Here is a 14,866-nt window from a genome sequence, read left to right as displayed (position 1 = left end):
ATGGGATCCGATCTCCAAACTCCCAGCTCAAGCCGCTAAGTTGCAGGACGTTAGAGTCCTCGCCGGACCCTGACCTGACCTCGTCACCTGCAATTTCTCGCCCGTCTGATGCAATTCCTGAGGGTTGAGGTAGTGCCGCTTCGTGGTCTCCACGTCGGAGTGACCGAGGAGGGTCTTCACCAACCACCACGGATCGCCGAACAGCATGGCGAAGTCACGCAGGTCCGCTTTCGTCAGACCGTACCGGGACTCGAACAGCTCGTTCAGCAGGATCAGCATGTAGAGCGCCATGGAATGCCTGGCGGCATGCGGGGTGGCGTACGGGCTCTTGCCGCGGACGTTCGCCAGCCGGAACCTCCGGTCGACTTTCCGTTCCTCCTCGTTGAGCAGGACATCTTCGCAGCGCAGGTTCGCGTTCCTGAACACGCCGTTCCAGCGATCCGGTTCCATGGGCAGGCCCTGCTCAGTCAGCCACAACCAGGTCGGCTCCGGCCCGTCCGGCCCTTCCAGAAACAACCACCGTCGCTCGCGCCAGCCCAAGAGGCTCAGCTCCTGCCCGCCGACGACGCCGTTGGCGTCCACCCATTCCACCTTCGGCTTGATCCCGCGTGTCACGCTCGTGACCAGCCGCATCGTCGTCAGTCGGTCGTAGCGGCCCGCAGCCTGGGCCCGCTGAACGGCCCAGGCCCGCTCCGACTGGACATACGCCTCGACCTGGCCGACAGCGTCCACGGACGCGTAGAACGTGCGGGTGTTCTTCGCCCTCGTCACCGCGCCCGCGATACGGCCATGCAGGTAGCGGCCGTGCCGCAGGTGCTGGGTCGGCAGCTCGAACGTCAGCAGCGAACCGCCCTCCTGCCGACGCAGACCTGAACTCAGCAGAAGCTGCACGAAGCTGGTGTTGCGGATCTCCGTCCGCGACTCCCACCCGGGCGCCGCCACCCCGGCCCGGGTGTGGCCGCGCAGCCCGACATCCGACCACAGGCCCCATGTCCGCGGCGTCAGCCACGACACCCGTGCACTGACCGAGTCTGCGGCCCGGTCCTCTCGCCGCGATATGTCTACCGGCAGAGGGTAAACCTTGCCCCACTTGAACAGTTTGGTGAACGCCGCCGCCTCGCGGTTCCACTTCGTCCCGCCAACCCGTTGGGGGTTCTCCAGAGCTCGGCACCGCCAGTCACGGAAGTCCACGAGATCCTGCTCGGTCGCCTGCTGCCACGACACGCCGCGCGAAGAAAGGAAGTCAAGAAGGATGCGAATATCCGTCGCGTAATTTCGCTTGGATTCCCGTTCCAGGTTCCGAAACTCCTTGGAGCGGACAAAATCCAGCAGGCCCGAATCGACCATACCGTCCGGTCGCACGAATATAGGGTCCCCCGGCATCAGCCTGATCTGGGACACCGCCGCCGGCAGGTCCTGTACCCCCAGCACCCCACCAGTTGGGAGCGTTCCCCAGTGCTCTGGATCCGGTACCCGCACCACATGCCACGTCCTCAACCTGTGCCTCCCCTGATGCTTGAACACGCTAGATCATCAGGGAAACCGGCCACCCCGATCATGTGCACACGCACCGGGTGACCCTCCTCGCCGCACACGCGGCGGGGCTCGAGCACCTGTACCCGGGGACCGGTGACCCGTGGCAGCCGGCGGCCGTCTACCTGGCCACCCACCCGCATTCGGGCGTCGGCGAGCTCGGCACCCAACTCGCCCGGGCGGGCAAGCAGGTGCTCAGCGTCCCTGACGATCGTGTCCACGCGATCGTCGACGTACGGCCGTGGCTCCCGCGGAAGTGGTCCGCGATCTTGGCGCACCGGAGCGAGGTCGCGCGGGAACGCGCCCTCCCCGGCATCCTGTCGCGGCTGCCGGTCGGCGTCCGCGACCAGATCATCTCCACGGAGTACTACACCCGTATCGACCTCGCGCCCTCCACCCGGGGGCTGACCACACTGACCACCTGACCCCGGCCACCTGACCCCGGGCACCTCACCCCGGCGACCTGACCCCGCCGTGCACAGCTCCCGGTTGCGGTGAAGGTGGCGGACGAAGTGCAGGCTCCTGATGACGTTCGCCTCGTAGTATCCGATCGGGTCGGCAACCGGCTCCGGCACCATGCTCGGCGCCGCACAGTGCACCTTGGCCGAGATATCCCGGCCTCGTTGCAGCCCAGTAGGCGACCGGCCGTCAGGCTGGCGGAGGAGACGGATCCGGGCCGCGACGCGCGGTGTCGGTTCTTCGCCTTCGAAGGGCGTTCACCGTTCACGTCCACACCAGCGCATGTGATGCGATGTCACGGATTTCAGCCCGGAAGAAGGCGGCTTTCCCATGCCCGAGAAGGTCATCAAGGACAAGGTGCTCTGCTACGTCGTGCGCGGCGGGCGCCTGCTGGTCTTCCGGCACACCGACTACAGCTACGAGGAAGTCGGCATCCAGGTCCCGGCCGGCAGCATCCGGGCGGGCGAGACTCCCGAGGCGGCAGCCCTGCGCGAGGCGCGTGAGGAGACCGGTCTGAAGGACTTCACCATCGTCTCCAAGCTCGGCGAGACCGAGTACGACCTCAGCCCGTACCGGTTCGAGATCCAGCGGCGTCACGTCTTCCACCTGGATTCGGCCGACCCGACCCCGGAGCGGTGGGCCGGCCGGGAGGACCACGACAACGAGCGGGAGCCCACGCGCTTCGAGTGCTTCTGGATCCCGCTGGAGGCCGCCCACATCCTCCAGTCGGGCCAGGGAGCCTTACTGGGCCGGCTCCCCACCTGACCCCCCGGACCCCACTGGCACCCACCGGACCCCACCCGATCACACCGGCCCGCCCCGAGCAGGCGACGTCGTACACGGCGAAGAACCCAGCCGGCCGACGGGCGGCTCCGGGCGTCGGGGGCGGGGCGTCGGCGGCGGGGCGTCGGCGGCGGGGCCTCAGCCGTTGCGGATGCGGCGGGCGGCGGCCACGAGTTCGGCTGGCAGCGCGGGACCGGCGCACGCGGTCCCGATCAGCATGTCCCGGTACGAAGCGTTCGGCAGATTCGGCGCCAGTGCGAGGAGTTCGCGCAGTTCGGCAGGTGAGCCGGTGAGCCGTGCCCGGTAGGCGGCACCGGCCGCGCGTAGGGCGAGTTCGGTGGGTCCGTGCCGCGTTCCCTGTTCGACCATGCGGACGGCGGCGGTGAAGTCGCCCCGCTCGGCGCACACGTCGGCCAGGTCGAGGTAGAGCGACCAGTTGGCCGGATCCAGTGCAAGCGCGCGTTCGAACGCCGCCACGGTCTGTTCGGCATCACCGAGCTTGCGCCACGTGCCCGCTCGGACGACTTCCGTCATCATGATCCGCTCAGCGGAGTCCGCACGGTCGCAGAGGGCGAACGACGCATCGGTGAGGCCGCACGCCCGCAACAGGATGGCCATCTTGGCCAACGCCTCGGGCAACGGCTGGCGGGAAGCGACCGCGTCGATGGCCTGGAACCAAGGCTGGAAGCGTTCCCTCGCGCCGTCGGTGTCCAGCTCGTGGCCGTAGTCCATCGTCCGCATGGCGGCCTCGGCCATCGCGTCGGCACTCACCACGCCGACAAACCGCTCATCGCTGAACCAGGGGGCTTCGGCCCACGCGATGTCGGGCCGCACACCCGTGACCGATCCGATCGCCAGCGCAGCTTCGTCCATGTCACCCTCGAGGAAGCAGAAGTACGACCGCACCAGCACCGCGCGCAAGGAGTCGGCGTCCTGGGCGGCCTCCTCGGCGAGCCCCGGCGGCTTGTCCTTCCACCACTCGGCGAGCACCGCGTAGGGCTCGGGATTCTCCGGCGCGGAGGCGATGGAACCCGCCAGATGGTGCACGGCTGCCGCAGGGTCGCCCCCGCAGTGCGCCATCACCCGCGCGAAACCCACTCCCGCTGCCACCGCCGGATTCGACATGGCCCGATTCGACATGGCCCGAGGATATCCCCGAGCCGCCCGCCCTCCGGCCCCGGCCCTGCTCCGCCCCCGCAGTCACTGGGGCCAGGGCACCTCCATCCGTACGGGAGAGGCGGGAGGGACGGGGAGGGAGGGCCTTGCCAGGCGCGACCTTCCGGCATGCGCCGGGCCGACAGGGACCGACACGGGCCGGCCCGCCACCCGAGGGTGGGGCCGCCGGGCCGATCGTCACTTGGAGGCGCTGCGCTTGCGCCGACCAGGGGCATCCGGGTCGTCTCCGGCCGAGGGCAGCGGACTGTGGCCCTCGGAGTGATCGTTGACCCAGCCGCACGACGGGCAGGCATAGCGGCCGTTGATCCCCGCGATCCGGGTTCCACAGCGTCGGCACTCGGTCTCGGTGATCTCCAGAGCCGTCAGCGCCGGCTCCTCCGACTTGGACAGTTCCGGGTGCCGTCGCGTCATGGCTCCACGCTACCTCCAGGGCCTGGCCCTGGGCGTCGCGTCGGCCATGCGGCCCTCGGGCAGTCCGCCGCGGATCCTCGGGCGCCCACGGCGGTGAGGAGCGAGATCGCTTCGAGGACCCGTGTGACGTCGCTGAGGGATTCGAGCACCACGTCAGCTCCGGCCGAACGCAGTTCGGACGCGGTGGTCTTACCCGAGGCAACGCCGATCACGGAGGCTCCTCCCTCCAGTCCCGTTCGGACGTCTTCGAGGGAGTCTCCGATGATCACCGTGTTCGAGCGGGTGAACGCGCTGCCGTGCTTGGCGTGCGCGCGCTGCTGGGCGACTGCGACGAGAGCGGGCCGGTGGTGGTCGTCCGAGGCGAATCCCCCGATGTCGGTGTCGAGGAAGCCGTCGAGGCAGAATGCCTCCAGTTTGAGTACGGCGTTCGGCTTGAGGTTCCCGGTCACCACGGCAGCGATCAAGCCGGGATGGTCGTGTACGGCGCGCAGGGCGGCGGCGGCTCCTGGCAGGAGAACGCCCCGGGTGCGCAGGTCCTCGGCGTGTGCGGCGAGATGGACGGGCAGCAGCTCGACCATCTTCGGCAGCAGGTGTTCGACGTCCCGCTCGGGTACGGCGTTGCCGGTCAGGAGGGTCCGAATCGCCAGCGGCATCGTGACACCGGTACCGCGGGCCGGTAGACGATCCGCGGGCCGGCCGACGACCTCGGCAAAGGTCTCCCGGTAGACCTGCCGGTCGATGTCGCCGACGTAGAGCAGCGTGCGGTCGATGTCCCACAACACGAGGGCCCCGGAAGCCTGGCTCACGCGCGGCCCCTTTCACCTGCCACGAGGGTGGCCAGTATCGACCATCCCCTCACATGGAAGCCACCGCATCCGGCCCCGCGCGTCCGTCGGCAGCCTCACGTCACAGTGAATTGCCGGGTAGCGATGAGAAAAACGCCTGAGCGGCGCGCTAACGGCCTGTCAGGGCCACAAAGGTCGTCTCATACCGGGTGCTTCGCGAACGGCGACTCAAGCCCCCATTCTGCGCGTCGCTTTTGGCGCGAGATGCCCGATATTTCAATTCTGCGCGTTCTGACGGTGCGACATACCTCCAGGGGACGCCGTCGTCTGAGCCCTCCTGTCGCCGTGGCGGGCTGCTCACGGTGACGGTGCGCCGCCGTGAGTCTTACGGGCGCCGCTGGCCGAGAACACAGAACTCGTTGCCTTCGGGGTCCGCCAAGACGACCCACGACTGATCTCCCTGCCCGATATCAACACGCTGTGCCCCATGGGCCACAAGACGTGCCACCTCGGCGTCCTGGTCATCGGGCCTGAAGTCGAGGTGCAGACGGCTCTTGGCCTTCTTGTTCTCGTCAATCCGGACGAAGTCCAGCCCCGGCAGGCGATCCGGCTCCGGCCGGATCTCGAACTCGTCGTCCGAGGAGTGGACCACCACCCAACCAAGGGCCGTGGCCCACCACTGCCCCAAGGCCGCCGGATCTACCGAGTGAACGATTACCTGTTCCCATTCCAAGGTCATCTGTCGACTCTAGACCTGCCGGCTCTTGGAACAACAGGGACTGAGACCTCCGCCCGCAGGCCAAGAACCGGTTGCCGAAGCCAAAGCCGAGGCCGAAGCCGAAGCCGAGTCCACCGACCCCAGGGACGGCCCGCCCGCTGCGCGCGTGCCATTGCCGGAGAACACTCCTGCCGACCGGAGGGCACTGGCCATGCAAGGGTCCGCGACGGCGACACCGTGTACGAGTTCGGGCATCCGGCGGAAGGCAACGGCGCTCGGGCCGTGTTCCACGCTGGCGCCGCCTGGTTCCCCGTCGACGAGTCGTCGCCGCGCCGCACGAGCATCGTTTCGCCGTTCCATCGGACCAGCAGTTGAGCGAGGTTCTCGTTGGAGACCGCGGCCAAGACTTCGACGTGGAATGCGCGTGCGCGACCGCGGACCGGCAGGGTCGGCGGCCTGGCCGAGTGCCGCCTCCATGGCCTGGCCGAGTTCGGTCCCCTGCGCCGCATACAGATCCTGGACGAGTCGGACCATGTCCTCCGGTCGGTTGCACAGGGTCCACGGACCGCATGCCCGCCCGCCCACCTCCTCCTGCTGCTGGCTGCTGCTGCTGCCAGCGGCCTGTCACCAGATGAGGACTCCGCCTCCCAGCGCCTTCGCTCGCTTGGCAGTGTCCTCGATGATTGCCAACCGCTCGGTGATCGCTTCCCTGTGTTCCTCGATCGTTCGCACAGGTTCCGTACCTCCAACGATGCTCTCCAGGTTCCCGCGGAGCAGCAGGCACTCACGCAGGAACGCGGGGACCTGCTCGGGTTCGACCTGCAAGTCCGCTTCGGCCAGGACCGGCAGGAAGACGGCTCCGAGCGAGCGCACCACGTCCGCGCCCCACACCTGAGTACGCCAGCTCTCGAAGCCCGCTGAGTCCGAGCATCCGTCCGGAACGTCCTGCACGTTCCTCTGCCCGTCCGCACCGACCACATAGACATCCACCGACAAGCTCATGAGCGCAGTGGATCACAGCCTGGACCGGTCGGTCGAAGGCGTTCATCGCCGTCGGGGCCTCAGTCAACGCGGTCGGCGCGCAAGTGGGCTCACCGAACTCCCGGCTGAGCGTCCAGCAGGAGACGGTGCAGAACACCGGTGACACGCTCGATCCGAGACGCTGCCACCAACCGTCGTGCTGCGGCGGCCCGCACGGGCCAGGCCGGAGATTCCGCTGCGGTGATCGCTTCGGGCGAAGCCCTTGTTCGGCGATGTGTTCCACGGCATCAGGCTCCCAGCGGGATCTCTCGATCAAGCCTCGTCGGCACAGCAGCGCAGCGGTCGATCCTCGGTGTGATGGGGCGACCTCGGAGGGGCAGGACCGCCAGTGCTAACGGCGTTAGCACCTGGATATTTGAACGAACTAACGCCGAAAATAGGCGAAACGCATCTAACGTACGGCCTCAACCCCCCTAGACGGCAGTATGCTGCCGCCATGTCATCTCCTAACTCGGGAGGTGAGCGGGAGAAGCTCGTATCCAAGCTGCCCGCCCACCTCCAGCAAGCCCTCAAGGTCCGTGCGGCCCAGCTGCAAACCGACATGCAGGATGCCGTCGCCAGCGGCATCAACGCCTGGCGGAGCTGCGCTGACGAGCTGCCCAACGTCAACACCGCCGGGGCCGATTCGTTCGGCACCTACCTGCCCGAAGGTCTCTACGAGGACTTCAAGGCCGACTGCCGCGAACGAGGCGTCTCCTACATCCAGGGTCTGGCCCAGTCCGTGGTGCTCTGGCTCGCCGACAACCCCGCTCACGCGCAGCAGACCACGCGGCGCATCATCGTCTGCAACCAGAAGGGCGGTGTCGGCAAGACCGCGGTCTCCGCCGGCCTCGCCCAGGCGCTCGCGGAAGACCCGTCCGCCATCGGCGCCGCAGCCGATGCGGCGATCGGAGGACAACGGGTCCTCCTCGTCGACTACGACCCGCAGGGCCACCTCACCCACCAGCTCGGCCTCACCGCCATCCCGGCCGGCGAGGAAAGCCTCATCACGCACATGCTGCACCGCGAGCAGGCCAAGCACTCGCTGCTCGATCTGACCGTCGCCATAAGCGGTGACCGCTTCGGTGGTCGACTGCGCATCCTGCCCGCCGCGTTCGACGCGTTCCTCCTCGACTCCGGGCTCACCACCTTCCGCGGCCTGCGTCACGCCGCGCTAGAGCGCGCCCTCGCCCCTCTGGAGGAGCACTTCGACGTCATCGTTCTGGACGCGCCGCCCAGCCTCGGCCTCGCCATGGATGCCGCCCTGACCTACGGCCGGCAGCGCGACAGTGAAAAGCCCGGCTCATCCGGGCTCGTCGTACCCGTGGAAGCCGAGGACACCTCGGCCCAGGCCTACGGCATGCTGATCCAGCAGATCGGCTCCGTCTCACAAGACTTCGACATCGTCATCGAGCAGCTGGGTCTCGTCGTCAACAAGTTCGACAGCCGCCGCGGCTACATCGCCACTTCGTCGCTGGACAAGTGGAAGTCGCTCGGCACTCCCCCGGTCCTGGCCGTCGTGCCCGACGTCAAAGAGCAGCGAGAAGCCGTACGCAAGCAGCGTTCACTCCTCGACTACGCGCCTGACTGCGAGCAGTCGCATCAAATGAGGAAGATCGCGCGAGGAGTGTCGATCGCATGAGTAAGGCAGACATGCTCGGGGACTCCCCCACCTTCAACGCAGTGGCTCAGCCCATGAGCAGCCGCGCGGCTTCCTTCGCTCGGTTCTCCGGACAAGACCTTCCCGCCGCTGAGGCACCCTCCGGCCAGACCGGCACTCTTCGCGTCACCCTGGACGCCCTTGCGCACAACCCGTACAACCCGCGCGAGGAACTGAAGTCTGTCGACGACCTCGCGGACAGCCTCACGTCCCGAGGCGTCATCCAGCCCCTCGCCGTCGTAACCCGGCAGGCGTTCCTCGCCGCGCACCCCGGTCATGAGGACGAGGTCGGAGCGGCGGCCTACATCGTCGTGGACGGCAACCGCCGTCTCGCCGCGGCGAACCTGGCCGGCCTGGATGACGTACCCGTACACGTCGACGACTCCCTGGCCGTAGACGCCGATACCCTCCTGGAGACCGCCCTCACGGCGGCCATCCAGCACGAGAGCCTCGACCCGCTCGACGAAGCCAAAGCCCTTGCGAGGCTCGTCCAGGTCCATGGATCCCAGCGCGCTGTCGCACGGGCCCTGGGCAAGTCCAGCCCCTGGGTCACCCAGCGCATGGCCCTTCTCAAGCTCACGCCCGAGCTTCAGAAGCAGGTCGAAGACCGGAGCCTTCCGGTGGAGATCGCCCGCAACGTGGGTCAGCTGCCCGCACAGCAGCAGCAGTCGGCCGCAACGGGAGCGCTTGCCGAGCGAGCAGCAAGCAAGCGAAACAAGAAGGCCGCCGCCTCAAGTGCTAACGCCGTTAGCACCCCGGCTCCACCTGCGGCCCCGGCTTCGGCCCCGGCCCCGGCCCCGGTCTCAACTCCAGTCCCGGTCGCAACTCCGGCTGCGGTCCCGGCTCTCCCCACCGGCGCTGCCCAGCGCCAGGAACTCGAAGAGCAGGAGATGCGGTTCGCAACCGCGGAGCCTACCGACGACTCGACCCTCCTCGTGGACTTCCGCAAGATCCCCCGAGTCCCTTGGAATGACGGCAACGGGGTAGCCGATCTTGTCTTCAAGAAGATGGACGAAGCGCAGCGTGAGGTGCTCCTGGAGCGGCTCCTTGCCGCCCGCGGCGGACAGGGGTAGCTCGCCTGCCAGTACAGGCCGGGCTCGCAGCGGAGCCGGGCACTCGTCCCACCCATGGAGGTGGGGTGCTAACGCCGTTAGCACCCCACCTCCTTCTACGTACCGCCTCTGCGCGGACCGACATGAGAAGCACGATGAGGAGTGGCCCGATGCACTCCAAGGCCATCTCGGCGGTCCGCCGCAAAACCATTACCCGGCTGAACGGGCAACCAGATGCGACCGCCCGTTGCCGGTCCGCCGTCGGCGCCTTGCTCGCCCACCGAAGGAAAAGCACCGCGCCGCGGTCCGCCAACGAGTCGCTGTGATCAGAACGCGGCCCTACAGCTCGTAGTCCTGGGCCAGCTCATCCCAACGAATGCTGCGAAGCGCACGATCAGCGTCCTCGCCGGCCGGGACATCCGGTGCCCGCTGGAACCAGGCAACGATGAGGGCCGACCGGTCCATTGCCGGCTCGAGCGCCTCCGAGTCGAAGAGGCCGACGCAAGCCACGGAGGGCAGCACCTCAACGGGACCGAAGGCACCGGCGGCCTCGTCCGGGTACTCGCGTGAGGGCGGAACGAGGTGGACCGGCGTGGAGGGAAACGCACGTTTGGCCTGCCCCTCGAGCCAACTGACCTTCCGGTCGTTGATGGGCTTGCACGGGTAACCCTCAAACATCCCCCCATAGGTCGAAGACATCCGTAGCTCGGTGAGCCGGACCGAACGACCGGACGAGAGGACTACGTGACTCAGTCTGGACGTACCGGTGTGGTCCGACAACACGGCGAGGTGCCGTGCCGGGCGCCGCCTTTCCGACCACAGCACTAGCTAGACGATTGAGTCCAAGGGACCGTAGCCGGTAGGCGCACGTGACGCATGCTTCAGCAACTCGGAGGAGGTCTCGGTCGGGGCCCAGCGGGGGAATGGCCTTGAGTCTCCAGCGGCTGGAGACGGCAGAGTGAGGGGCATGGACGTTACGACCCTCTATTCGATCGGGGAGCTTTCCCGGCGGACCGGCTTGTCTGTGAGGACCATCCGCTTCTACTCCGATTCGGGGGTGGTAGCGCCGACCACCCGTAGTCCCGCCGGTTATCGGCTCTACGACCTCGACGCACTGCTTCGTCTGGAACTCCTCCGCACACTGCGCGAGCTGGGCATGGACCTGGCCACGATTCAACGGGTATTGGACAGCGAGCTCTCGGTGGCGGACGTCGCCGCGGCGCACGCCGACGCCATGGACGTCCAGATCCGGGTGCTGCAACTGCGTCGGAGCGTTCTGCGAGTCGTGGCCAAACGCGGGTCCAGTCCCGAGGAGACCAAGCTCATGCACAGGCTCACGCAGCTGTCCGGCGAGGAACGCCGACGGTTGATCGACGATTTCATAGATGGCACCTTCGGCACGATGGATGCCGACCCGGCCGCGGTGGCCATGGTCCGCGCTGCCACGCCCGACCTCCCCGATGATCCGTCCGGCGAGCAGGTCGCCGCCTGGGTGGAACTCGCCGAGCTGGTCGGCGACGAGGACTTCCGGGCCCGGATGCGCCGGACGGCCGGACATCAGGCCGCCGGGTGCTCGCTCGACATCGAGAGCGTGGCAGGCGAGGAACTGATGGAGTTCACCCGTCAGAGGGCGGCCGAGGCCATGGAGTTGGGCATCGACCCGCGCAGCGACAGGGTCGCGCCCGTCATCGACGACCTCGTGCGCCGCTTCTCCGAGGTGTTCGCGCGCACCCCTGACACGGAATTCCGGGACTGGATGGCCCAGCAGTTCGAAGAGGCGCACGATCCCCGGGTGGACCGGTACTGGCGGCTGGTGTGGATCGTCAACGGCTGGCAGGTAGTACCGAACCTGATCCCGGTGTACCCCTGGCTCATCCAGGCCCTGCGAAATGACCGTGACGCATAGTCGCCGCAGTGGGCGCCGCCCCACCGCCCCGGATCCCTGAATGAGTCCAAGGGATCGCCCGCGGACATGAGACGAGGGCGCCCAACGTCGATGTGAGACTCACGATCTGGACACCCTCGCAACGGCACTCTGTGCCCGGATTGACGACGAGTTGAAGGCTTCGCCGTGGCTGGCGCCGTGGCGCCCTGTCGTCGGAATCCCGCCCAAGCTCACTGACGCCGAGCTGATCACGCTCGCGGTCATGTCGGCGCTGCTCGGATACACCTCTGAGCGGCGCCGGCTTCACCGCGTCGGGCGGGACTTCGGCCACCTGCTTCCCTGCGTGCCCCAGCAGTCCGGCTACAACAAGCGGCTGCGCGCCGCGTACTCACTGCTCACCAGCATGATCTGGATCGTGGCCCGCGATACCTCGCTGTGGAGCTGTGGCTGGTCGACTCCACACCGGTCGGCTGTGGTTGCTCCCGCGAGACGGCCAAACGCTCGGACCTGGCAGGCTGGGCCCAGTACGGCTATTGCGCATCACACTCGCGATACTTCTGGGGGCTGCGTCTGCACCTGGTGTGCACACTCGGCGGACTGCCCGTCCTGTTCGCACTCACCGGGCCAAGGCGGACGAGCGCGAAACGCTGCGCGACATGCTCGATACCGCGCCAGACGTCCTCGCCGTTTGCTTCGGCCGCGAGTTCGAGCACGGCCTTGTCGAGCGTCACCTGAAGTTGCTGCGGCCAGCCCGCAAGGGGGAAGCCGAGCCGGCCGGGTCACGTTGATCGACGCCGAAGCACGTGGGTTCGCCCAGGACAAGCTGGTGCTCGTCCTGACCGAATTCGACAGCTCCTTGTGGGACGTCAGGGCTGTCGACGAGCGTGTACTCAGCGAACTTCGCGACCCCTACCCGGGTGCCAAGGACCTCTGAACGGGGCGTTTCACTCCGGACGGAGCCATAGGCGGATCGCGGCGATGGTGACCGCCCCGTAGAAGACGTACGCCCGCTTGTCGAAGCGGGTGGTGACGGCGCGGAAGTTCTTGAGTCGGTTGATGGGCCGCTCGACTTCGTTGCGGCGGCGGTAGATCGTCTTGTCGAACCCTGTGGGTCGGCCGCCTTGGCTGCCGCGGTGCTGGCGGTTGGCCCGTTGGTCTCTCGGCTCGGGGATCGTGTGCTTGATCTGGCGTCTGCGCAGGTGACGCCGGTTGCGGCGTGAGGAGTACGCCTTATCTCCCCCGAGGTGGTCGGGCCGGGTGCGCGGTCGTCCACCAGCCTGCCGGGGCACGCGGATCTCTTCCAGGACGGGAATCATTTGCGGTGCGTCCCCCCACTGGCCGGGCGAGATGACAAACCCCAGCGGGCGGCACCCGCCCTCCCCGGCGAGGTGGATCTTGCAGGTGAGCCCGCCGTGTGAGCGTCCCAGGGCCTCATCGGAGCGGTGACGCGTCGGGCTCCTGCGCCGACCCGGGATCTTTGGGGCACGCGTGGGCGCCAGCGGCGTGCTGATGAGCGCGGCAGGTCGTGGAATCGACGCTGACCATGCTCCAGTCGATCCGTCCCTCGGCATCGGCGTCGGCCTGGACAGCCCGCAGGATTCTCTCCCACGTGCCGTCCACCGACCATCTTCGATGACGGTCGTGAACCGTCTTCCAGCTACCGAAGCAGGGAGGGCAGGTCCCGCCAGGGGAGGCCGGTCCGCTGCCGGAACAGAATCCCGTTGATCACACGACGGCGGCATTGCCAGCGTCCACCCCGCCCGCGATTCGCCGGCAAGTGCGGCTCCAGCCGAGCCCACTCTTCATCCGAAAGATCTCCCCGCCCCATGTCCCACGGAACGAGTTTCCAGCGGGAGCATCACACGACCCATCGGACACGACCTAGCTGCGGTTGCGGCGCCGCCGACGAGTGCCCGCGCTATGGAAGCGGGGCATGCCAACTCCTGACCAGCCTCTGAGCGCGGCCATCTCCTTCATCCCGTGCACAAGTCGGCATGCCCCGGTGCCCTGGTCGACGATGATGGGCCAGTTTCCCCCGACCCGGATCTGGTGGCGCCCCTGTTCATCCTCTGCCGTGGGATACCGGGTGAAGCCATAGACGCCCCTGCTGGTCGGGGTCGCCACCAGACCAAGTTCGAAGGCCCACTCATCCCAACAGTCGGTCAGGGTCCTGCCGAACTCTTCTGTGCGTCTCCGTGCTTCGCTCTCCTCCACGAGATCCCCCTTCACCGCTCTCAGCTACTTGAGAGAGCAGACGCTACGGGATGTCGCAATCCTCACCCACGACCTTGATCAAGAGATATGGGCGCCCCCCATTGAGTCGGGCGTCAGCGACGGAGGGGCGGGCACCAGCGCCGGCGGCGTCGGCGTCGGCCGCGGCCTGGCCCTACTGAAGCAGACGCTCCCATGTCTCGTCGGCCAACCACAGCCGGCATCGTTTCGTAGACCGCGCCCCGTGCCCACATCAACGACCTGGGAGGGTGTATTCACACAATCGGACGGACAACTCCTCACCGGCGCATGAACTGAAGGGTCTGGATCGGCCGTGTGCCTTCCTGACGGCCTAGAGAGGCCCGAGAGGTCCCCCGTCACACCAGGGTGGTTGAGATCGGCCGTTTAAGCCCCCATTCTGGCGGCCCATTTTCAGGCGCGGTCAGTCAATCTTCGACTTCGGCTCCAGATCGACTTCCTGAGACTGCTCGAGGATGCGGACCACCCACCGCACCGAAGCGCCCTTCGAACGCAAGCCCCGGCCTCGCGGCACCGATACCCTTCGGGCGGAATGAGCTCAGCGTCTCGACGCCGGGGCAGACCCGGGACATGAGCAAACGGCAAAACTAAATAAACGTCCAGATCAGCCGAAACCCGACACCCTGAGTGGGGTCTCAGACGCCCGTTTAGGGACCCCCCGGCATGAATGGATCACCCTGGTCGCGATAGGCCCGCAGCGGGCCGTACACCGCTTTTGGATGCTCCGAGATAGCCTGTGAGCGCCGAGATGCGTCTGCGCAGAGCTTTTGACCGTCTACCGGAAGACATCGACAGCCTCCCAGCCCGAGTCAGACTTGATGAGGCAAACCAGTGAGCCGACTGACGGGGACCACGCTCTCGCAGCGTGGACAGAGGGGCGGGTTCCCTCGGTAGCTCGGCGCTCCAGGCTGCACCAGCCACGGCACTTGCTGGCACCACCAAACACTCTCCACTCGTTTCCTTCACGCGCAGGGCTTTGACCTGGTGTTATACCGATAGATATCCCGATCAAGAGCGGGATGACCGTCTCGATCGGTAGGCCGATGCACATCTCGATGTCGGGCTGGATAGCCGTACTTATAGCTGTCTTCATAGCGAGTGCTACCGATAGCACTACCGTTATCTCGACCGACC

General features: G+C 67.3%; 13 protein-coding genes and 2 pseudogenes. 7 read left to right on the top strand and 8 right to left on the bottom strand.

What is annotated here, in order from left to right; all coding sequences use genetic code 11:
* Window positions 1–27: 27 nt before the first annotated feature.
* Window positions 28–1,497: a site-specific integrase gene (locus OTB16_RS19100; protein ID WP_420717741.1), complete on the bottom strand. Its 1,470-nt coding sequence runs from the start codon at window positions 1,495–1,497 to the stop codon at window positions 28–30.
* Between the two features lie 62 nt (window positions 1,498–1,559).
* On the opposite strand from OTB16_RS19100, the gene OTB16_RS19095 reads away from it, so the two are divergent.
* A complete protein-coding gene (locus OTB16_RS19095) occupies window positions 1,560–1,958 on the top strand; it encodes a hypothetical protein (protein WP_324290854.1) in 399 nt (132 codons plus the stop codon).
* Window positions 1,959–2,322: 364 nt separating this feature from the next.
* A complete protein-coding gene (locus OTB16_RS19090) occupies window positions 2,323–2,757 on the top strand; it encodes an NUDIX hydrolase (RefSeq protein WP_267721423.1) in 435 nt (144 codons plus the stop codon).
* 156 nt (window positions 2,758–2,913) lie between these two features.
* Here OTB16_RS19090 and OTB16_RS19085 read toward each other — a convergent pair whose 3' ends face one another.
* The 5 genes from OTB16_RS19085 to OTB16_RS19065 form a co-directional block, all read right to left on the bottom strand.
* On the bottom strand, window positions 2,914–3,915 hold the full coding sequence (locus tag OTB16_RS19085; protein WP_267721422.1) for a tetratricopeptide repeat protein: 1,002 nt from the start codon (window positions 3,913–3,915) through the stop codon (window positions 2,914–2,916).
* Between the two features lie 213 nt (window positions 3,916–4,128).
* The gene (locus tag OTB16_RS19080) at window positions 4,129–4,362 is read right to left on the bottom strand and encodes a hypothetical protein (RefSeq protein ID WP_267721421.1); all 234 of its coding nucleotides are present in this window, start codon (window positions 4,360–4,362) and stop codon (window positions 4,129–4,131) included.
* Window positions 4,359–5,168 carry an HAD family hydrolase gene (locus tag OTB16_RS19075; protein WP_267721420.1) on the bottom strand — a complete coding sequence of 270 codons (810 nt, stop codon included), beginning with the start codon at window positions 5,166–5,168 and terminating at the stop codon, window positions 4,359–4,361. The genes OTB16_RS19080 and OTB16_RS19075 overlap by 4 nt, the downstream gene beginning before the upstream one ends.
* 364 nt (window positions 5,169–5,532) lie before the next feature.
* On the bottom strand, window positions 5,533–5,886 hold the full coding sequence (locus OTB16_RS19070; protein ID WP_267721419.1) for a VOC family protein: 354 nt from the start codon (window positions 5,884–5,886) through the stop codon (window positions 5,533–5,535).
* 603 nt (window positions 5,887–6,489) lie between these two features.
* Window positions 6,490–6,867 carry a hypothetical protein gene (locus OTB16_RS19065; RefSeq protein WP_267721418.1) on the bottom strand — a complete coding sequence of 126 codons (378 nt, stop codon included), beginning with the start codon at window positions 6,865–6,867 and terminating at the stop codon, window positions 6,490–6,492.
* Window positions 6,868–7,342: 475 nt separating this feature from the next.
* Here OTB16_RS19065 and OTB16_RS19060 point away from each other — a divergent pair, with 475 nt between their 5' ends.
* From OTB16_RS19060 to OTB16_RS19050, 3 genes are all read left to right on the top strand, one after another.
* Window positions 7,343–8,527 carry a ParA family protein gene (locus OTB16_RS19060; RefSeq protein WP_267721417.1) on the top strand — a complete coding sequence of 395 codons (1,185 nt, stop codon included), beginning with the start codon at window positions 7,343–7,345 and terminating at the stop codon, window positions 8,525–8,527.
* On the top strand, window positions 8,524–9,618 hold the full coding sequence (locus tag OTB16_RS19055) for a ParB/RepB/Spo0J family partition protein (protein ID WP_267721416.1): 1,095 nt from the start codon (window positions 8,524–8,526) through the stop codon (window positions 9,616–9,618). Before OTB16_RS19060 ends, OTB16_RS19055 begins: the two co-directional genes overlap by 4 nt.
* Before the next feature lie 149 nt (window positions 9,619–9,767).
* On the top strand, window positions 9,768–9,923 hold the full coding sequence (locus tag OTB16_RS19050) for a hypothetical protein (protein ID WP_267721415.1): 156 nt from the start codon (window positions 9,768–9,770) through the stop codon (window positions 9,921–9,923).
* A 13-nt stretch (window positions 9,924–9,936) separates the two neighbouring features.
* Here the strand turns inward: OTB16_RS19050 and OTB16_RS19045 are convergent, their stop codons facing one another.
* Window positions 9,937–10,296: a hypothetical protein gene (locus tag OTB16_RS19045; protein WP_267721414.1), complete on the bottom strand. Its 360-nt coding sequence runs from the start codon at window positions 10,294–10,296 to the stop codon at window positions 9,937–9,939.
* 268 nt (window positions 10,297–10,564) lie between these two features.
* Here OTB16_RS19045 and OTB16_RS19040 point away from each other — a divergent pair, with 268 nt between their 5' ends.
* Both OTB16_RS19040 and OTB16_RS19035 read left to right on the top strand, forming a co-directional pair.
* On the top strand, window positions 10,565–11,503 hold the full coding sequence (locus OTB16_RS19040; protein ID WP_267721413.1) for a MerR family transcriptional regulator: 939 nt from the start codon (window positions 10,565–10,567) through the stop codon (window positions 11,501–11,503).
* Between the two features lie 106 nt (window positions 11,504–11,609).
* Window positions 11,610–12,264 (top strand): annotated as a pseudogene (locus OTB16_RS19035) (transposase family protein); the annotation flags it as partial.
* Window positions 12,265–12,426: 162 nt separating this feature from the next.
* Here OTB16_RS19035 and OTB16_RS19030 read toward each other — a convergent pair.
* A pseudogene (locus OTB16_RS19030) lies at window positions 12,427–13,310 on the bottom strand (IS5 family transposase).
* Window positions 13,311–14,866: the final 1,556 nt, after the last annotated feature.

The organism is Streptomyces antarcticus (assembly GCF_026627255.1).
Lineage (GTDB): Bacteria > Actinomycetota > Actinomycetes > Streptomycetales > Streptomycetaceae > Streptomyces > Streptomyces antarcticus.
This window is presented reverse-complemented; position numbering and strand designations above follow the sequence as displayed.

What these genes read in the sequence shown, in the direction of transcription:
- OTB16_RS19050 (WP_267721415.1), top strand. Translation starts at nt 9,768, where the DNA reads ATGCACTCCAAGGCCATCTCGGCGGTCCGCCGCAAAACCATTACCCGG.
- OTB16_RS19080 (WP_267721421.1), bottom strand. Translation starts at nt 4,362, where the DNA reads ATGACGCGACGGCACCCGGAACTGTCCAAGTCGGAGGAGCCGGCGCTG.
- OTB16_RS19085 (WP_267721422.1), bottom strand. Translation starts at nt 3,915, where the DNA reads ATGTCGAATCGGGCCATGTCGAATCCGGCGGTGGCAGCGGGAGTGGGT.
- OTB16_RS19060 (WP_267721417.1), top strand. Translation starts at nt 7,343, where the DNA reads ATGTCATCTCCTAACTCGGGAGGTGAGCGGGAGAAGCTCGTATCCAAG.
- OTB16_RS19065 (WP_267721418.1), bottom strand. Translation starts at nt 6,867, where the DNA reads ATGAGCTTGTCGGTGGATGTCTATGTGGTCGGTGCGGACGGGCAGAGG.
- OTB16_RS19055 (WP_267721416.1), top strand. Translation starts at nt 8,524, where the DNA reads ATGAGTAAGGCAGACATGCTCGGGGACTCCCCCACCTTCAACGCAGTG.
- OTB16_RS19090 (WP_267721423.1), top strand. Translation starts at nt 2,323, where the DNA reads ATGCCCGAGAAGGTCATCAAGGACAAGGTGCTCTGCTACGTCGTGCGC.
- OTB16_RS19045 (WP_267721414.1), bottom strand. Translation starts at nt 10,296, where the DNA reads ATGTCTTCGACCTATGGGGGGATGTTTGAGGGTTACCCGTGCAAGCCC.
- OTB16_RS19070 (WP_267721419.1), bottom strand. Translation starts at nt 5,886, where the DNA reads ATGACCTTGGAATGGGAACAGGTAATCGTTCACTCGGTAGATCCGGCG.
- OTB16_RS19040 (WP_267721413.1), top strand. Translation starts at nt 10,565, where the DNA reads ATGGACGTTACGACCCTCTATTCGATCGGGGAGCTTTCCCGGCGGACC.